Below are 14,274 nucleotides of genomic sequence, written 5' to 3' on the forward strand. Positions count from 1 at the left end.
CTGAACCGCCGGTTGGATCCTACGAACGACGTGTTACACGGACCGAGGAGCGCGATGAGCACCCTGGAGTTCACCGAGGCCGAGGAGGCCTTCCGACTCGAGGCCCGCGAGTGGCTTGCCGCCAACAACCCCGGCCTACTGCCGTCGATGGACACCGCCGAGGGAGCCGCGGCGCACCGGGAGTGGGAGCGCACTCTCGCCTCCGGACGGTGGTCGGTGGTCACCTGGCCCGAGATCTACGGCGGCCGGGACGCCTCGTTGACCGAGTGGGTCATCTTCGAGGAGGAGTACTACCTCGCCGGCGCCCCCACCCGCATCTCGCAGAACGGCATCTCGCTGCTCGCGCCGATCATCTTCGGCCACGGGACCGAGGCGCAGAAAGAGCGCTACCTGCGCGAAATGACCGACGGGACCCTGGTCTGGGCGCAGGCGTGGTCCGAGCCGGAGGCCGGTTCCGACCTGGCCTCGCTCCGGGCGACGGCCACCCGCGTCGACGGCGGTTGGAGGCTCAATGGGCAAAAGACCTGGAGCAGCCGAGCGCCGTTCGCCGACCGCGGCTTCGGTCTCTTCCGGAGCGACCCGGAGGCGGAACGGCATCGGGGCCTGACGTACTTCCTCTTCCCGCTCGACGCCGACGGCGTCACGGTGCGGCCGATCGACCAGCTCGACGGTACGCCGGGGTTCGCGGAGATCTTCTTCGACGACGTCTTCGTGCCCGACGAGGACGTGCTCGGTGGCGTCGGCGACGGCTGGACGGTCGCGATGTCGACCGCCGGCAACGAACGCGGTCTGTCGCTGCGATCGCCGGGTCGGTTCTGCGCCGCCGCCGACCGCCTCATCGACCTGTGGCAGACCGACCCGCAGCCTCACCTGCGCGACCAGGTCGTCGACGCCTGGATCGGCGCGGAGGCCTACCGCCTCTACACCTGGGGCACCGTCACCCACGTCGAGGCCGGTGGCTCGGTCGGCGCCGAAGGCTCGATCAACAAGCTGTGGTGGTCCGACCTCGACCTCTCCCTGCACGAGACCGCACTGTCCCTGCTCGGCGCCGACGCCGAGCTCGACGGCCGCTGGGTCGACGACTACCTCTTCTCCTTGTCCGGCCCCATCTACGCCGGCACCAACCAGATCCAGCGCAACATCGTCGCCGAGCGTGTGCTCGGCCTGCCGAGGGGTGGCCGATGAGATTCGGACGTACGCCGGAGCAGCACGCCTTCTCCGAAGCACTCGACGACCTCCTCGGTGCCGCCGACGTGCCGTCGGCCGCGCGCGCCTGGGCGGCCGGTGACCACTCGGCGGGACTGAAGCTGTGGCAGCGTCTCGCCGAGCTCGGCGTCACCGGGCTGCTGGTGCCGGAGGAGCACGGGGGCGTCGGAGCGAACCCGGTCGACCTGACCGTCGCCTTCGAGCGGCTCGGCTACCACGGCGTCCCTGGCCCGTGGATCGAGTCCGTCGCCGTCGCACCGCACCTCCTTGCGGGCACTCCCGACTCGGACCTTCTCCCGCGGTTGGCCTCCGGTGAGGCGCTGGTGTCGGTGGCTCCCGCGACGCGGGCGCTCGACTCGGACGTCGCCGAGCGGACGTACGCATTGAGCACCACACTCCACCGCGCGGCCGTCGGCGCCGAGCGGCGTTCGGTAGATCCGACCCGGCGGCTCTTCGAGGTCACCGTCGGCGAGGAGATCGCCACGATCGACCCGGCGCGGGCACTCGATCTCGCCACCCTCGGCTGCTCGGCCCAGCTCCTCGGCGCGGGGCTGCGCCTGCTCGACGACTCGGTCGCGTACGTGAAGCAGCGCACGCAGTTCGGGCGCCCGATCGGCGAGTTCCAGGCGGTCAAGCACCTGCTGACCGACGTACGCGTCGCCCTGGACTTCGCCGCCCCGCTGGTGCACAACGCCGCCGTCGAGCTCGACGCCGAGGCGGTGACGGCAGCCCGATCGGTCTCGGCCGCGAAGGTGGCGGCCGGGGACGCGGCGTACCTTGCCTCGCGCACCGCGCTGCAGGTCCACGGCGCGATCGGCTACACCCGCGAGTTCGACCTGAGCCTGTGGATCCTGAAGGTGCGCGCGCTCGTCGGCGCCTGGGGCACCCCGGCCGAGCATCGTGCCCGGATCCTCGAGTCGCTGGTGGCGGCCCGATGAGGTTCGCGCTCACCGAGGAGCAGACCGATCTGGTCGCGACCGTACACACCGTGATCGCCAAGCGGGCCGCGTCGATGGATCTGCGGGCGGCGATCGCGACGCCTGAGGGGTACGACACCACCCTTTGGCAGACGCTGACCGAGCAGATCGGGGTGACCGCACTGGCTGTCCCCGAGGCGCACGGCGGGGTCGGCTGCTCCTACATCGAGGCGCATCTCGTCCTCGAGGAACTCGGGGCCACGCTCACGCCCTCGCCGTTCGTCGGCACCCTGCTGGCGACCCAGGTCCTGGCCGCCGCCGCGACCCCTGCCGCCGGTGAGCTGCTGGAGCGGATCGCCGGCGGAGCGACGGCCGCGGTGGTGGTCCCAGGCTCCGATCTCGTCATCGACGGGGCAGGAGCGGAGATCCTCCTCGTGCTGCATGGCGACCAGGTCCACGCCGTGGACCCGTCAGCGGTCACGGTCACCCCGGCCCCCGCCCTGGACCCGACCTGGAGGTTCGCGACGGTCACCGTCCAGGACCCGACCGGTGACCCGGTCGGCACGGTCGCCCCGGCGTACGTCACCACCGTCGGCGCGACCATGATGACCGCGCTGCAGGCCGGCGCCGCGCGCGAGGCGCTGGAGCGTACGGTCGCCTACCTCAAGGAGCGCCACCAGTTCGGTCGCCCGCTCGGCTCGTTCCAGGCGCTCAAGCACCGCTGCGCCGACCTGCTCGTCCAGGTCGAGACGGCCAGGACGATGAGCTGGGCGGCGGCCTGGGAGCTGACTCAGGCAACCCCCGACGTACGCCTCATCCAGGCCGCCAAGACCTGGTGCTCCGACGCGTTCTCGCAGGTCGCGGCCGAGATGATCCAGCTCCACGGCGGAGTGGCGATCACCTGGGAGCACGACGCCCACCTCTACTTCAAGCGCGCCCATGCCACCGCTCAGCTCTTCCGAGGAGACACGTGAACAAGACACTCCCGCTGTCCGACGTCACCAGCAAGCTCGAGTCCGGGATGACCATCGGCATCGGCGGCTGGGGCTCGCGCCGTAAGCCGATGGCCCTGGTCAAGGAGATCCTCCGCAGCGACATCACCGACCTGACCGTGGTCGCGTTCGGCGGCCCCGACGTGGGCCTGCTCGCCCGTGCCGGGAAGATCCGCAGGCTGGTCTACGGCTTCGTCAGCCTCGACTCGATCCCTCTCGACCCGAACTTCACCCGCGCCCGCGAGCGCGGCGAGATCCCGGAGACGAGCGAGTACGACGAGGGCATGTTCGTCGCCGGCCTTCGCGCCGGCGCGAACCGGCTCTCGTTCCAGCCCATCCGGGCCGGGCTCGGCAGCGACGTGATGGCAATGAACCCCGACCTCAAGACGGTGAGGTCGCCCTACGACGACGAGGAGTACGTCGCCGTCCCCGGCCTCCGCCTCGACGTCTCGCTCATCCACCTCAACCGCGCGGACGCCGCGGGCAACGGGCAGTACCTCGGCCCCGACCCCTACTTCGACGACCTCTTCGCGATGGCCGCCGACACCACGATCCTGTCGGTCGAGCAGATCGTCTCCACCGACGACCTCACCGCCAAGGCCCCACCGCAGACGCTGCTGGTCCCCCGGATCTTCGTGAACCACGTCGTCGAGGCCCCCGGCGGCGCCCACTTCACCAGCTGCGATCCCGACTACGGCCGGGACGAAGAGTTCCAGAAGACGTACGTCGCGGCGGCCAAGGCCGAGTCCGACGAGCAGTGGACCGAGTTCGAGGAGCGTTACCTGTGACCCTGCAGACGATCAGCCGAGCAGACATCTGCGTCGCCGCCGTCTCCGACGCCTTCAAGGGCTCCGGCGAGGTGCTCGCCCACGCCGTCGGGATCGTCCCGGCCATCGGCGTACGCCTGGCCAAGGCCACCCACACCCCCGAGCTCGCGCTCAGCGACGGTGAGGCGTTCATGATGGCCGAGGCTCCGCCGCTGCTGAAGACCGCGGCCGCCGGCGGCACCCCGGAGGCCTGGGTGCCGTTCCGCAGCATCTTCGACATCGTCGCCAGCGGCCGCCGGCACTCGATGATGGGCGCCAGCCAGATCGACCGCTACGGCAACCAGAACATCTCCTCGATCGGTGACTGGCGTCAGCCGAAGCGGCAGCTGATCGGCGTACGCGGCGCCCCCGGCAACACCGTGAACCACCGCGTCGACTACTGGGTCGCCAAGCACTCCGCCCGGATCTTCGTCGACCGCGTCGACGTCGCCAGCGGCGTCGGCAACGACCGTGCGGTCGGCACCGCCGGCCGCTTCCACGACCTCGGCGTCATCGTCACCAACCTCGCCGTCTTCGGCTACGACGACGCCGGCCTCATCAAGGTCGACTCGATCCACCCCGGCGTCACCCCCGAGGAGCTCCAGGACGCCACCGGCTTCGAGATCGACGCCACCGACGTCCCCCTCACCCGCGAGCCCACGCCCGACGAGCTGAAGATCATCGAGGCAGAAGACCCCAAGGGCCTCCGCTTCAAAGAGGTCCCCTAAGACCGTCGAGTCGGCGCATCTGTCCCAGATTCCGACGCCGAGTCGGCGCATCTGTCCCGAGTTATCCACAGCCTCGCGGGACATAAGCGCCGACTCGGCGCTCCGGGGTGATACTGACGCGCCAGCTCGGCGATCTCACGCGGGGCTGATGCGCCGACTCGGCGACCTCAGGCGAGGATGCCGGAGTGGAGCAGCTTCAGATACTGCGCCGAGAGCGTCTCGGGGGTGTGGCGGCCGCCGGGGCGATACCAGGAGACCGTGGACCAGACGCCGTCACGGATGAACCGGTAGGTCAGCGCGGGGTCGAGCGAGGCCTGGAAGACGCCCGAGGCCTGACCGGCCTCGAGGACCCGGATCCACAGCGCCTCGTTCTCGCGTGAGCGCTCGGCGACGAACTCGAAGCCCTCGACGGTGGCCAGGAAGGACGCCTCGTTCTGGTAGAGCGCGACGGCGAGCCGTTCGTTGTGGATCGTCCGGAACGACTCGGCGATCAGCCCGTCCAGGTCGGCCTGCGGGTCGACGCCGGACTCGACGATCTCGGTGAACCGCGCGTTGAGCCCGTCGAGGAAACCGGAGAGCAGCTCGGTCAGCATCGCTTCCTTGGAGCGGAAGTGGTGGTAGAGCGAACCGGACAGGATCCCGGCGGCATCGGCGATGTCGCGTACGGTCGTCTGGGAGAACCCCTTGGTCGCGAACATCTCGCCGGCCAGCGTGAGCAGCTCGGCCCGCCGCGACGACCCCGACTCCGTCCCCCGCCTTCTCGGCGCAACCCCCGTGTCAGTCATGGGCGAAGTCTACCAAACAAGCAGTTGCTCAACTACTCTTGCCAGGGTGACCCCCCGCACGATCCCCGCCCTGATCGAGAAGGCCAAGCAGACGTACGCCGACCACCCGGCGATCGTCGACGGCCCCACGACGCTCACCTACGTCGAGCTCGCCGACGCAGCGGACGCGGCCGCGCGCGCGTTCCTCGCCAGTGGCGTACGCAGCGGCGACCGCGTCGCGATCTGGGCGCCCAACCGCTGGGAGTTCCCGGTCGCGGTCCTCGGCGCGCAGACGATCGGGGCGGCCGTGGTGCCGCTGAACACCCGCTACCGGGGCCATGAGGCGCGCGAGATCCTGGAGCGGTCCCGGGCCACCGCGCTGGTGACGGTCAACGGCTTCCTCGGGACCGACTACGTCCAGATGCTCCACGACGCCGGCCCGCTCCCGAAGCACCTGCTGACCATCGTCGACCTCGCCGACGGCTGGGACGAGTTCTTGGCCAGAGGCGACGGCACGACCGAAAAGCGTCTCACGGACGCTAAAGCGACCGTCACCCCCGACACCCTCGCCGACCTGCTGTTCACCTCCGGCACCACCGGCAAACCGAAGGGCGTGATGAGCGCCCAGCGCCAGACGATCGGCGTCGCCGACGTCTGGGCACGCGGCGCCGAGCTGACCCCGAAGGACCGCTACGCCATCGTCAACCCGTTCTTCCACGGCTTCGGCTACAAGGCGGGCTTCATCGCGGCGTTCACCTCGGGCGCGACGGTCTACCCGATCGCGACCTACGACCCCACCCAGGCGCTGAAGCTGATCCAGGACGAGCGGATCACGGTCCTCCCGGGCGCTCCCACGATCTTCACGACCCTCATCAATCACGAAGACCTGAAGGCGTACGACCTCTCCTCGCTGCGCTTCGCGATCGCCGGCGCCGCGAGCGTCCCGGAGAGCCTCTTCGCCGACATGCGCGACATCCTCGGGATCGACGAGGTCAAGGGGGCCTACGGCCTCACCGAGTGCATGGTCGCCACGACCACCCGCCCCGGCGAGGACCCCGAGCATGTCGCCAAGGTCGTCGGCCCCGCGGTCGAGGGTCTCGAGATCCGCACCGTCACCGCGACCGGCGAGGACGCCGAGCCGGGCGAGGACGGGGAGGTCTGGATCCGCGGCGACAACGTCATGCTCGGCTACTTCGAGAACCCTGAAGCCACCGCCGAGGCGATCGACGAGGACGGCTGGCTCCACACCGGCGACGTCGGCTTCCTCGACGAGCACGGCTGCCTGAAGATCACCGACCGGATCAAGGACATGTTCACCGTCGGCGGCTTCAACGTCTATCCGGCCGAGGTCGAGAACACCCTCGCCGGCCACCCCGGCATCGTCGAGGCCGCGGTCATCGGCATCCCCGACGCCCGGCTGGGCCAGGTGGGCAAGGCCTTCGTCGTCGTCCGCGACGATCTGACCGCCGACACGATCGCGACCTGGCTCAAGGACCGGCTCGCCAACTACAAGCAGCCGAGGGCATACGTGCTGGTCGACAGCCTCCCGCGCAACGCCAGCGGCAAGGTCCTGAAGACGGACCTGCGCGACACCTCGATATAGGTGAGACACCCCACCCCGCGGGGGTATAGGTTTCCTCAGCCCGTCTTTACTTCCCCCACGGAGGCCTCGATGCCCCGACGCGCCAAGATCGCGTCCCTCTCCGGCACCACCCTCGTTCTCGGCGCCGCCGCAGTGGCGATCCCGCTGACGCTGAACTCCGCCACCGCCGAACCGACCACATCCGGCCCGCTGGCCGCGTTCGAGGCGGCGAACAGGGAGCCGTCCACCCTTCCCGCCGGCCCGGTGAAGTCTCACGTCGAGGAGATCGCACTGACCACCTCGACCGGCAAGGCGACCAAGCACGCGACGAAGGTCGACAAGCCCCGTACCGACGTCATCAAGAGCGACCCGCAGGACGTCACCGGCTTCGGCGTCGTCGGCGTGACCTGGGCCGGCGAAATCCCCGACGACGTACGCCCCGAGATCCGCACCCTGAAGGACGACGTGTGGTCGTCGTGGAGCCCGATGTCGGTCGAGGTCGCAGACCACGGTCCGGACGCCGGCACAGCGGAGGCCAGGAGCGTCCGCCCGGGCACCGACGAGTTCCTGGCCGGGCACGTCGACCAGGTGCAGACCCGGATCGTCGTCCCCGACGCCGCCGAGATCCCCGGCGACCTCGAGCTCGCGGTGATCGAGCCGGGCAGACCTTCGGACACGGTCGAGGAGCTCCCCGAGATCGAGACCGACAAGGACAAGCCCCGGGCGGCCGACGTCCACCAGGGCAGCAAGGACTCCGACCTCAACCTGGCCGCGTCCACCTACACCGCGAGCCCGACGATCTACAGCCGTGCGCAGTGGGGCGCCGACGAGACGCTCCGCGAGCAGACGGACCCGACCTACCGCACGATCCACGGCGGTTTCGTCCACCACACCGCGGGCACCAACGACTACACCGAGACCGACGTTCCCGCCATCATCCGGGCCATCTACGAGTACCACGTGACCACCCGCGGCTACCGCGACGTCGGCTACAACTTCTTCGTCGACAAGTTCGGCCGCATCTGGGAGGGCCGCTACGGTGGCGTCGCGCTGCCGGTCGAGGGCGCCCACACCAGCGGCTACAACTACGACAGCTTCGGCACCGCGGCGCTCGGCTGCTTCGACACGGTCGCGGCCGGCTGTCCTGACGACGCCGGCTCGACGGACAACCAGCCGACGGACGCGATGATCCAGGCGTACGGCGCTCTCTACGCGTGGAAGCTGGCCCTCCACGGCGTCACCGCCAACGCCACCAACGTGTCGCTGACCAAGACCGACGGCACCAAGACGGTCTTCCCCCACGCGATCCAGGGCCACCGCGACGCGAACACGACGGCGACCATCTGCCCCGGCGAGAACCTCGAGGCCAAGCTCCCCCAGATCCGTACGCTCGCCACCGGCCTCCAGAAGAGCTGGAGCGGTCGCGACCTGGAGTCCAACATCGCCGGCACGAGCCACTCCGACTTCGTGGCGCGCCGGGCGTCCGACGGCCGGATCTTCACGCTGCGTACGGGCGGGTTCGCGGGGTTCAACTCGACCAGGACGTCGACGACGTTCGGCAGCACGGTGCGTGAGCAGGTCGTGACCCCGGACATCACCGGCGACGGCAAGGCCGACCTGATCTTCGTCCGCAACGACGGCTCGGCAGGGATCCGCAAGGGTCGCGGCGACGGCACCTTCGCGGCGGTCTACAAGAACCTGTCGACCTCGACCTTCTCCGGCGTCTCGAAGATCACCGCGGTCGGCAACATCGGCGGTACGTCGCACAACGACCTCGTCGGCAAGAACGCCAAGGGCTACCTGGTCCGCTACACCGGCAACGGCGCCGGCGGCTTCACCCGGGCGAGAACGACGCGCTCGCTGAGCGGCTTCGACAAGCTCGCCGCGACCGGTGACGTCAACAAGGACGGCAAGCGCGACCTGATCGGCCGCAAGTCCGGTGCGCTCTACTACTTCAAGGGTTCGGGCAGCGGCACGTTCGGCTCGCCGACCAAGCTCGCGACGCAGAGCCCGTCGTGGTCCTCGCTCGTCCAGATCTCCGGCTACGGCGACTTCACCGGCGACGGCCGCGGCGACCTGATCGGCCGCGACGGCTCCAACCGAGGCTGGATCTACCCCGCCAGCGGCACCGGCTTCGGCAAGCCGCTCGGCCCGTTCGCCGGCGTCGACAAGACCCTCCTCGGCGCGGTCAACCTGGTCGGCAACAGCCTCCCGGACCTGATGCTGCGGTCGGGCTCGACGCTCTACGTCAAGCCCAACAGCGGCCGCCTCAGCCTGGCCAAGCCGATCGACTCCGGCGTGACCCTGACCAGCGCCACCGCGCTGATGAACGCCGGCGACTGGAACCGCGACGGCAAGGGCGACTTCCTGGCGAAGATGTCCGACGGTTCGGTCCGCCTCTACCGAGGCTACGGCACCGGCAAGTTCGCCAGCCCTGTCACGATCGCGACCGGCCTCGGCACGGTCAGCGTCATCGACGCGGTCGGCGACATCACCGGCGACGGCTACCCGGACCTGATGGGCCGCACCTCCGACGGCACGATCAAGCTGTGGCCGGGCAAGGGCTCGACCAAGGTCGGCGCGTCGATCACCATGAGGTCCTCGGCTTCGGGCAGCCGCCTGGTCGGCGTCGGGCGCTGGAACAGCGGCAACACCCCCGACGTACTCTTCGTCAACGGCACCAGCACCGTCGTCCACGAGAGCAACGGGCCCGGCGGCCTGGTCTCCACGCAGACCCTGTCGATCAACCTGTCCGGCTATGACGCGGTGCTCGGCGTTCGCGATCTGCGGGCCGGCTCGGGCGGCGACCTGATCGTGCGGTCGGGCAGCTACATCTATGCGCTGGAGCGCAACAGCACCGGCACCGGCCTGACCCGGACCTACCTGGGTGCGCTGTCGGGCTACAACCTGCTGGGCTGAGCCACGACTCACGCGGAGAGCTGGCGCTCCTGGTTCACCCGGAGCGCCTTCGCGGCGAGGTCGGAGCCGGCGGAGGCGTACAGGTTCAGGACGGCGTGGGCGCCACGCTTCTTGAGCTCGTCGCGCTCCTCGGGGCGCAGGGCGATGGCGGCCACGGTGCCGGTGAAGCCGAGCTTGCGGAGCAGGTCCATGGCGAGCAGGTTGTCGCCGTGGAAGGGCATGGTGAGGACGACCAGCTCCATGCCGGCGCCCTTCTTGACCCGCTCCCAGAAGTCCTGGTCGGTGGCGTCGGCCTCGACCACGTCGAAGCCCTCCTCCTTGAGCGAGGCGGCCCGCAGCGAGTCGTGCTCGACCGCCAGGACGTGGTAGCCCTGGGTGTCGCGCAGCTCCTCGTAGGTCGTACGTCCCACCCGGCCCATCCCGACCACCAGCGCCTTGGCGTCACCGAGGTTGATCGGCCGGTCGGCCTCCTGGAGCCGCTCGGGCCGCCGCTCCGGCAGCAGCCGGTTGAGCAGGTTGATGAGCTTCGCGGCGTACGCGTTGAAGACGGCGGCCACCAGGAACGAGAGCGACGTCGCGACCGCGAGGACGGTCTGCCACTGCGCCGAGGCCAGACCAGTCGCCGCGGCGATCACGATCACGATCAGCCCGAACTCGGAGTAGTTGGTCAGCGTGAACGAGGCCAGCGTCGCGGTGCGGTAGCGCAGCCCCATGACGACGAAGATCACGACGTACGCAGCGGCCTGGAGCGGCAGCAGCACCTGCAGCACGGTGGCCAGCGCCAGGTCCTCCAGCGAGGGCACCCCGGTCAGCCCGATGCTCAGGAAGAACGCGATGAGGAAGAGCTCCTTGGTGCTGAACAGCAGCTTGGCCAGCGCCGGCGCCTTGGCGTGCGACCCGAGGAGTACGCCGACCACCAGCGCTCCGAGGTCGCCCTTGAGCCCCACGGTCTCGAAGAGCCAGTAGCCCGGCACGAGCGCGATCGCCAGGCCGAAGAGCGCGGTCAGCTCGGCCGACGTGATCCGGTCCCAGATGCGGTGGGCGAGCCAGGCGCCCGGGAGGAGCAGCACCAGCGCGAAGACCCACGGTGAGGGCCAGTGGCCCTCGGAGATGGTCAGGAACGCGACCGCGACGATGTCCTGCATGACCAGCACACCGATGGCGATCCGGCCGTAGAGGGTGTTGTTGTCGTGGCGCTCGTCGAGGACCTTGATCGCGAAGACCGTGCTCGAGAAGGAGAGGACGAAGGCGATCAGCGCCATCTCACCGAGGTCGGCGTCGGCGAGGAGCGCGAAGCCGAGCGGGGCGATGCCGGCCAGCAGCCCGACCCCGATGAGGACGCTGAGCCCGAGGTGGGCGACGGTGCTCAGCCACACGTCGGGCCGGAGCAGCGATCGCACGTCGAGCTTGAGGCCGATGCCGAACAGGAGCAGCGTGACACCGAGATCGGCCAGCGTGTGCAGGCCCTCCAGCTCGCCGACGCCGGCGGCGTGCAGCCCGAACCCGGCGGCCAGGAAGCCGACCAACGGCGGAAGCCTGAGGAACATCGCGACCAGCCCCGCCCCCAGTGCGACAAGCAGGTAGAGCGCGGTCAGCGACATATGGACGTCCCCCAGGATGAAGCTCGACGGTTCGGACATACGTACGATACCGCGTGATACCACCTCGGGTTACGCTGGGTCCATGGCTATGACTCTGCGACTCAGCGAGGCCGACGACCGGCTGCTGACCGACCGCGCCCGGACGGAGAACCGGTCCAAGCAGGAGATCGCCCGCGAGGCCATCCGCGCCTACCTCAACGACCACGACCGGCGCATCGAGGATCTCGAGGACGATCTCGCGCTCGCGCGCTACTCCCTGCGCCGCGAGCTCGGCGAGGTCCGCTACACCCCGCATGCCGAGGCCCGCCGCGCCCTCGGTCTCGACCGCATCGCCAGCGAGTGACCTATCAAGTCGTCTGGGCCGACGAGGCGTTGCAGTCGGCTGAGGCGTACGTCGACGACGACCCCATCGGCCTCATCCAGGTCTTCGACACCGTCGACACCCTGACCGAGACCCCGCGCGACGTCGGCGCCTACGCCTGGGGCAAGGACCGCTACCGCCTCCGCGTCGGCCGCTACCGCATCATCTACGTGGTCGAGGAGCGCCGCGTCACCGTCGCCGTGATCCATCTGGGGCGGCGGAGCGTCTAGCCCCGCTGGGTCCGGCGGCGGTCGTGTAACACGCTGTTCGTAGGACTACTCGCCCTATCTGATAGGGCGAGTAGTCCTACGAACGACGTGTTACACGTCCGATGCGGCGACCAGTCAGATCAACCCAGCCGCTCGATCACCAGCGCCATCCCCTGACCACCGGCGGCACACATCGTCTCCAGCCCGTAGCGGCCGCCGGTCTCCTGCAGACCGTGGAGGAGCGTGGTGGTGAGGCGGGCGCCGGTGGAGCCGAACGGGTGGCCGAGGGCGATCGCGCCGCCGTTGACGTTGACCCGCTCGGGGTCGAGACCGATCCGGTCGATGCTGGGGAGCACCTGGGCGGCGAAGGCCTCGTTCATCTCCACGAGGTCGATGTCGGACGCCGAGAGGCCGGCGCGGGCGAGCGCCTGAAGGGACGCGTCGACCGGTCCGAGGCCCATGATCTCGGGCGAGAGCCCGGAGACGCCGGTCGAGACGATCCGCGCCAGCGGCGTGATCCCGAGCTCGGCGGCGCGAGTGTCGCTCATGATCACCAGCGCGGCCGCACCGTCGTTCAGCGGACAGCAGTTGCCGGCGGTGACGGTGCCGTTCTCACGGAACACCGGCGCCAGCCCGGCGACCTTCTCGAGGGTCACCCCCGCCCGCGGCCCGTCGTCGGTGGACACGACCTCGCCCGACGGCAACGTCACGGGGGTGATGTCGCGCGACCAGAAGCCCCGGGCGGCGGCGGCCTCGGCGCGGTTCTGGGAACGTACGCCCCACGCGTCCTGTGCCTCCCGGGTGACGCCGCACATCTCGGCGACGTTCTCGGCGGTCTCGCCCATCGCGAGGTGGTAGTCGGGCAGCTCGCCGGCCTCGCGAGGATCGGTCCAGGCGGTGCCCGCCGCTACCCGAGCAGCGCCGCGCTCGCCCGCCTTCAAGAACGACTCGGCCTTGGTGTCGGGCATCCCGTCAGCCTTGCCGTGCTCGTAGCGGGACACGCACTCCACCCCGGCGGACACGAACGCGTCCCCCTCGCCCGCACGGATCGCATGGAAGGCCATCCGGGTGGTCTGCAGCGACGATGCGCAGTAGCGGTGGACGGTGGTTCCGGGCACGGCGTCCAGACCGAGACGTACGCCGACGACCCGGCCGATGTTGTAGCCCTGCTCCCCCGCGGGCTGGGCACAGCCCATCATCAGGTCGTCGAGCTGTTCCGGGTCCAGCTCCGGAACCGACGCGAGGGCGCTGCGTACGATCTGCTCGGCCAGCTCGTCGGGACGCAGATCCTTCAGCGACCCCTTGAAGGCGCGGCCGATCGGCGAACGGGCGGCAGAGACGATGACTGCTTCGGGCACGGTTTCTCCTCAGGAGTTGGGGGTGTGCTGGAGGAAGGCGGGCCACTCGCCGCCGCCGTCGACGGCGAGGACGGCACCGGTGATGTGCGCAGCGAGCGGGGAGGCGAGCATGAGGCAGGCGTCGCCGACCTCCTCGGGGGTCGCGAAGACGCCCCGCGGGATGGTCGCGGCCACCGCGGCCCGCTGCTCCGGGCTGCCGTAGTGATCCTCGGACCCGGGGGTGGCGACGATGCCGCAGGAGATGGCGTTGACGCGTACGTCCGGTGCCCACTCGACCGCGATCGACCCGGTCAGGCTCTCGACGGCCGCCTTCGCGGCCCCGTAGACCGCGGTCCCCGGGCTGGGCCGGCGTGCCGAGATCGAGCTGATGTTCACGATGGACCCGCGGGAGGCCTTCAACGCCTCGTACGCCGCCTGGCAGACGTGGGCGGTGGCCAGGAAGTTGATCGAGGCGATCTTCTCGTGGAAGCGCGGCGACGCGGTCGCGAAGTCGGCGTAGGGCGCGCCACCGGCGTTGTTGACCACCACGTCGAGCCGCCCGAGGCGCGAGGTGATGGCGGCGATCCAGGCCGCGACCTGCTCCGGATCCCGGACGTCGACCTGGGAGAAGACCGGTTTGCGCCCGTCCACGACGGGCAGCTCGTCCGGCGCGGTCCGGCCGCATATCTCGACCTCCGCACCGGCTTCGAGGAACCGCGCGACGATCCCGGCACCCACGCCCCGCGCGCCACCGGTCACCGCGACCACCTTGCCGCTGAAGTCGATCTCGACTGCCATGTCGGGCAGTCTAGAGCGCCTACCAAGCAAATGCTAGGTTGATGGTCACGGTGA

The 14,274-nt window shown here is 70.0% G+C and carries 13 protein-coding genes; 9 read left to right on the plus strand and 4 right to left on the minus strand.

Features of this window, described 5'->3' with window-relative positions:
- The first annotated feature begins 54 nt into the window (after positions 1-54).
- From ACIA03_RS04705 to ACIA03_RS04725, 5 genes are read left to right on the plus strand one after another with little or no spacing between them, the layout of a single operon-like run.
- Positions 55-1,185 (plus strand): acyl-CoA dehydrogenase family protein, encoded by a 1,131-nt coding sequence (locus tag ACIA03_RS04705; RefSeq protein ID WP_396979729.1) that lies wholly within the window; start codon positions 55-57, stop codon positions 1,183-1,185.
- Positions 1,182-2,144, plus strand: coding sequence for an acyl-CoA dehydrogenase family protein (locus ACIA03_RS04710; protein WP_396979731.1), 963 nt, complete (start codon positions 1,182-1,184; stop codon positions 2,142-2,144). The genes ACIA03_RS04705 and ACIA03_RS04710 overlap by 4 nt, the downstream gene beginning before the upstream one ends.
- A complete protein-coding gene (locus ACIA03_RS04715; protein ID WP_396979733.1) occupies positions 2,141-3,097 on the plus strand; it encodes an acyl-CoA dehydrogenase family protein in 957 nt (318 codons plus the stop codon). The genes ACIA03_RS04710 and ACIA03_RS04715 overlap by 4 nt, the downstream gene beginning before the upstream one ends.
- Positions 3,094-3,903, plus strand: a complete 810-nt coding sequence (locus ACIA03_RS04720) for a CoA transferase subunit A (RefSeq protein WP_396979734.1) — start codon at positions 3,094-3,096, stop codon at positions 3,901-3,903. The genes ACIA03_RS04715 and ACIA03_RS04720 overlap by 4 nt, the downstream gene beginning before the upstream one ends.
- Complete coding sequence (locus tag ACIA03_RS04725) at positions 3,900-4,649, plus strand: CoA-transferase subunit beta (RefSeq protein WP_396979736.1); 750 nt, start codon at positions 3,900-3,902, stop codon at positions 4,647-4,649. The genes ACIA03_RS04720 and ACIA03_RS04725 overlap by 4 nt, the downstream gene beginning before the upstream one ends.
- A 167-nt stretch (positions 4,650-4,816) precedes the next feature.
- On the opposite strand, the gene ACIA03_RS04730 is transcribed toward ACIA03_RS04725, so the two are convergent.
- A complete protein-coding gene (locus tag ACIA03_RS04730; protein ID WP_396979738.1) occupies positions 4,817-5,434 on the minus strand; it encodes a TetR/AcrR family transcriptional regulator in 618 nt (205 codons plus the stop codon).
- 46 nt (positions 5,435-5,480) lie between these two features.
- On the opposite strand from ACIA03_RS04730, the gene ACIA03_RS04735 reads away from it, so the two are divergent.
- Together ACIA03_RS04735 and ACIA03_RS04740 are read left to right on the plus strand one after the other, a co-directional pair.
- The gene (locus ACIA03_RS04735) at positions 5,481-7,016 is read left to right on the plus strand and encodes an AMP-binding protein (protein WP_396979740.1); all 1,536 of its coding nucleotides are present in this window, start codon (positions 5,481-5,483) and stop codon (positions 7,014-7,016) included.
- A 69-nt stretch (positions 7,017-7,085) separates the two neighbouring features.
- Positions 7,086-9,914: an FG-GAP-like repeat-containing protein gene (locus ACIA03_RS04740; RefSeq protein WP_396979742.1), complete on the plus strand. Its 2,829-nt coding sequence runs from the start codon at positions 7,086-7,088 to the stop codon at positions 9,912-9,914.
- A gap of 8 nt (positions 9,915-9,922) precedes the next feature.
- Here the strand turns inward: ACIA03_RS04740 and ACIA03_RS04745 are convergent, their stop codons facing one another.
- Entirely contained in the window at positions 9,923-11,554 is a 1,632-nt protein-coding gene (locus ACIA03_RS04745) for a cation:proton antiporter (RefSeq protein ID WP_396979744.1), read from the minus strand.
- Positions 11,555-11,597: 43 nt separating this feature from the next.
- Here ACIA03_RS04745 and ACIA03_RS04750 point away from each other — a divergent pair, with 43 nt between their 5' ends.
- Positions 11,598-11,858 (plus strand): ribbon-helix-helix protein, CopG family, encoded by a 261-nt coding sequence (locus ACIA03_RS04750; protein WP_045549171.1) that lies wholly within the window; start codon positions 11,598-11,600, stop codon positions 11,856-11,858.
- Positions 11,855-12,106 carry a type II toxin-antitoxin system RelE/ParE family toxin gene (locus tag ACIA03_RS04755; protein WP_396979746.1) on the plus strand — a complete coding sequence of 84 codons (252 nt, stop codon included), beginning with the start codon at positions 11,855-11,857 and terminating at the stop codon, positions 12,104-12,106. The genes ACIA03_RS04750 and ACIA03_RS04755 overlap by 4 nt, the downstream gene beginning before the upstream one ends.
- A gap of 119 nt (positions 12,107-12,225) precedes the next feature.
- On the opposite strand, the gene ACIA03_RS04760 is transcribed toward ACIA03_RS04755, so the two are convergent.
- Positions 12,226-13,443 carry an acetyl-CoA C-acetyltransferase gene (locus tag ACIA03_RS04760; protein WP_396979748.1) on the minus strand — a complete coding sequence of 406 codons (1,218 nt, stop codon included), beginning with the start codon at positions 13,441-13,443 and terminating at the stop codon, positions 12,226-12,228.
- A 9-nt stretch (positions 13,444-13,452) separates the two neighbouring features.
- Positions 13,453-14,220, minus strand: a complete 768-nt coding sequence (locus tag ACIA03_RS04765) for an SDR family oxidoreductase (protein WP_396979750.1) — start codon at positions 14,218-14,220, stop codon at positions 13,453-13,455.
- Between the last annotated feature and the right edge of the window lie 54 nt (positions 14,221-14,274).

It is taken from the genome of Nocardioides sp. NPDC051685, assembly GCF_044453405.1.
In the GTDB taxonomy this organism is placed as follows: domain Bacteria; phylum Actinomycetota; class Actinomycetes; order Propionibacteriales; family Nocardioidaceae; genus Nocardioides.

Coding starts and splice junctions, on each gene's coding strand:
- ACIA03_RS04705 (WP_396979729.1), top strand. CDS start 55: ATGAGCACCCTGGAGTTCACCGAGGCCGAGGAGGCCTTCCGACTCGAG.
- ACIA03_RS04710 (WP_396979731.1), top strand. CDS start 1,182: ATGAGATTCGGACGTACGCCGGAGCAGCACGCCTTCTCCGAAGCACTC.
- ACIA03_RS04715 (WP_396979733.1), top strand. CDS start 2,141: ATGAGGTTCGCGCTCACCGAGGAGCAGACCGATCTGGTCGCGACCGTA.
- ACIA03_RS04730 (WP_396979738.1), bottom strand. CDS start 5,434: ATGACTGACACGGGGGTTGCGCCGAGAAGGCGGGGGACGGAGTCGGGG.
- ACIA03_RS04740 (WP_396979742.1), top strand. CDS start 7,086: ATGCCCCGACGCGCCAAGATCGCGTCCCTCTCCGGCACCACCCTCGTT.
- ACIA03_RS04745 (WP_396979744.1), bottom strand. CDS start 11,554: ATGTCCGAACCGTCGAGCTTCATCCTGGGGGACGTCCATATGTCGCTG.
- ACIA03_RS04750 (WP_045549171.1), top strand. CDS start 11,598: ATGGCTATGACTCTGCGACTCAGCGAGGCCGACGACCGGCTGCTGACC.
- ACIA03_RS04765 (WP_396979750.1), bottom strand. CDS start 14,220: ATGGCAGTCGAGATCGACTTCAGCGGCAAGGTGGTCGCGGTGACCGGT.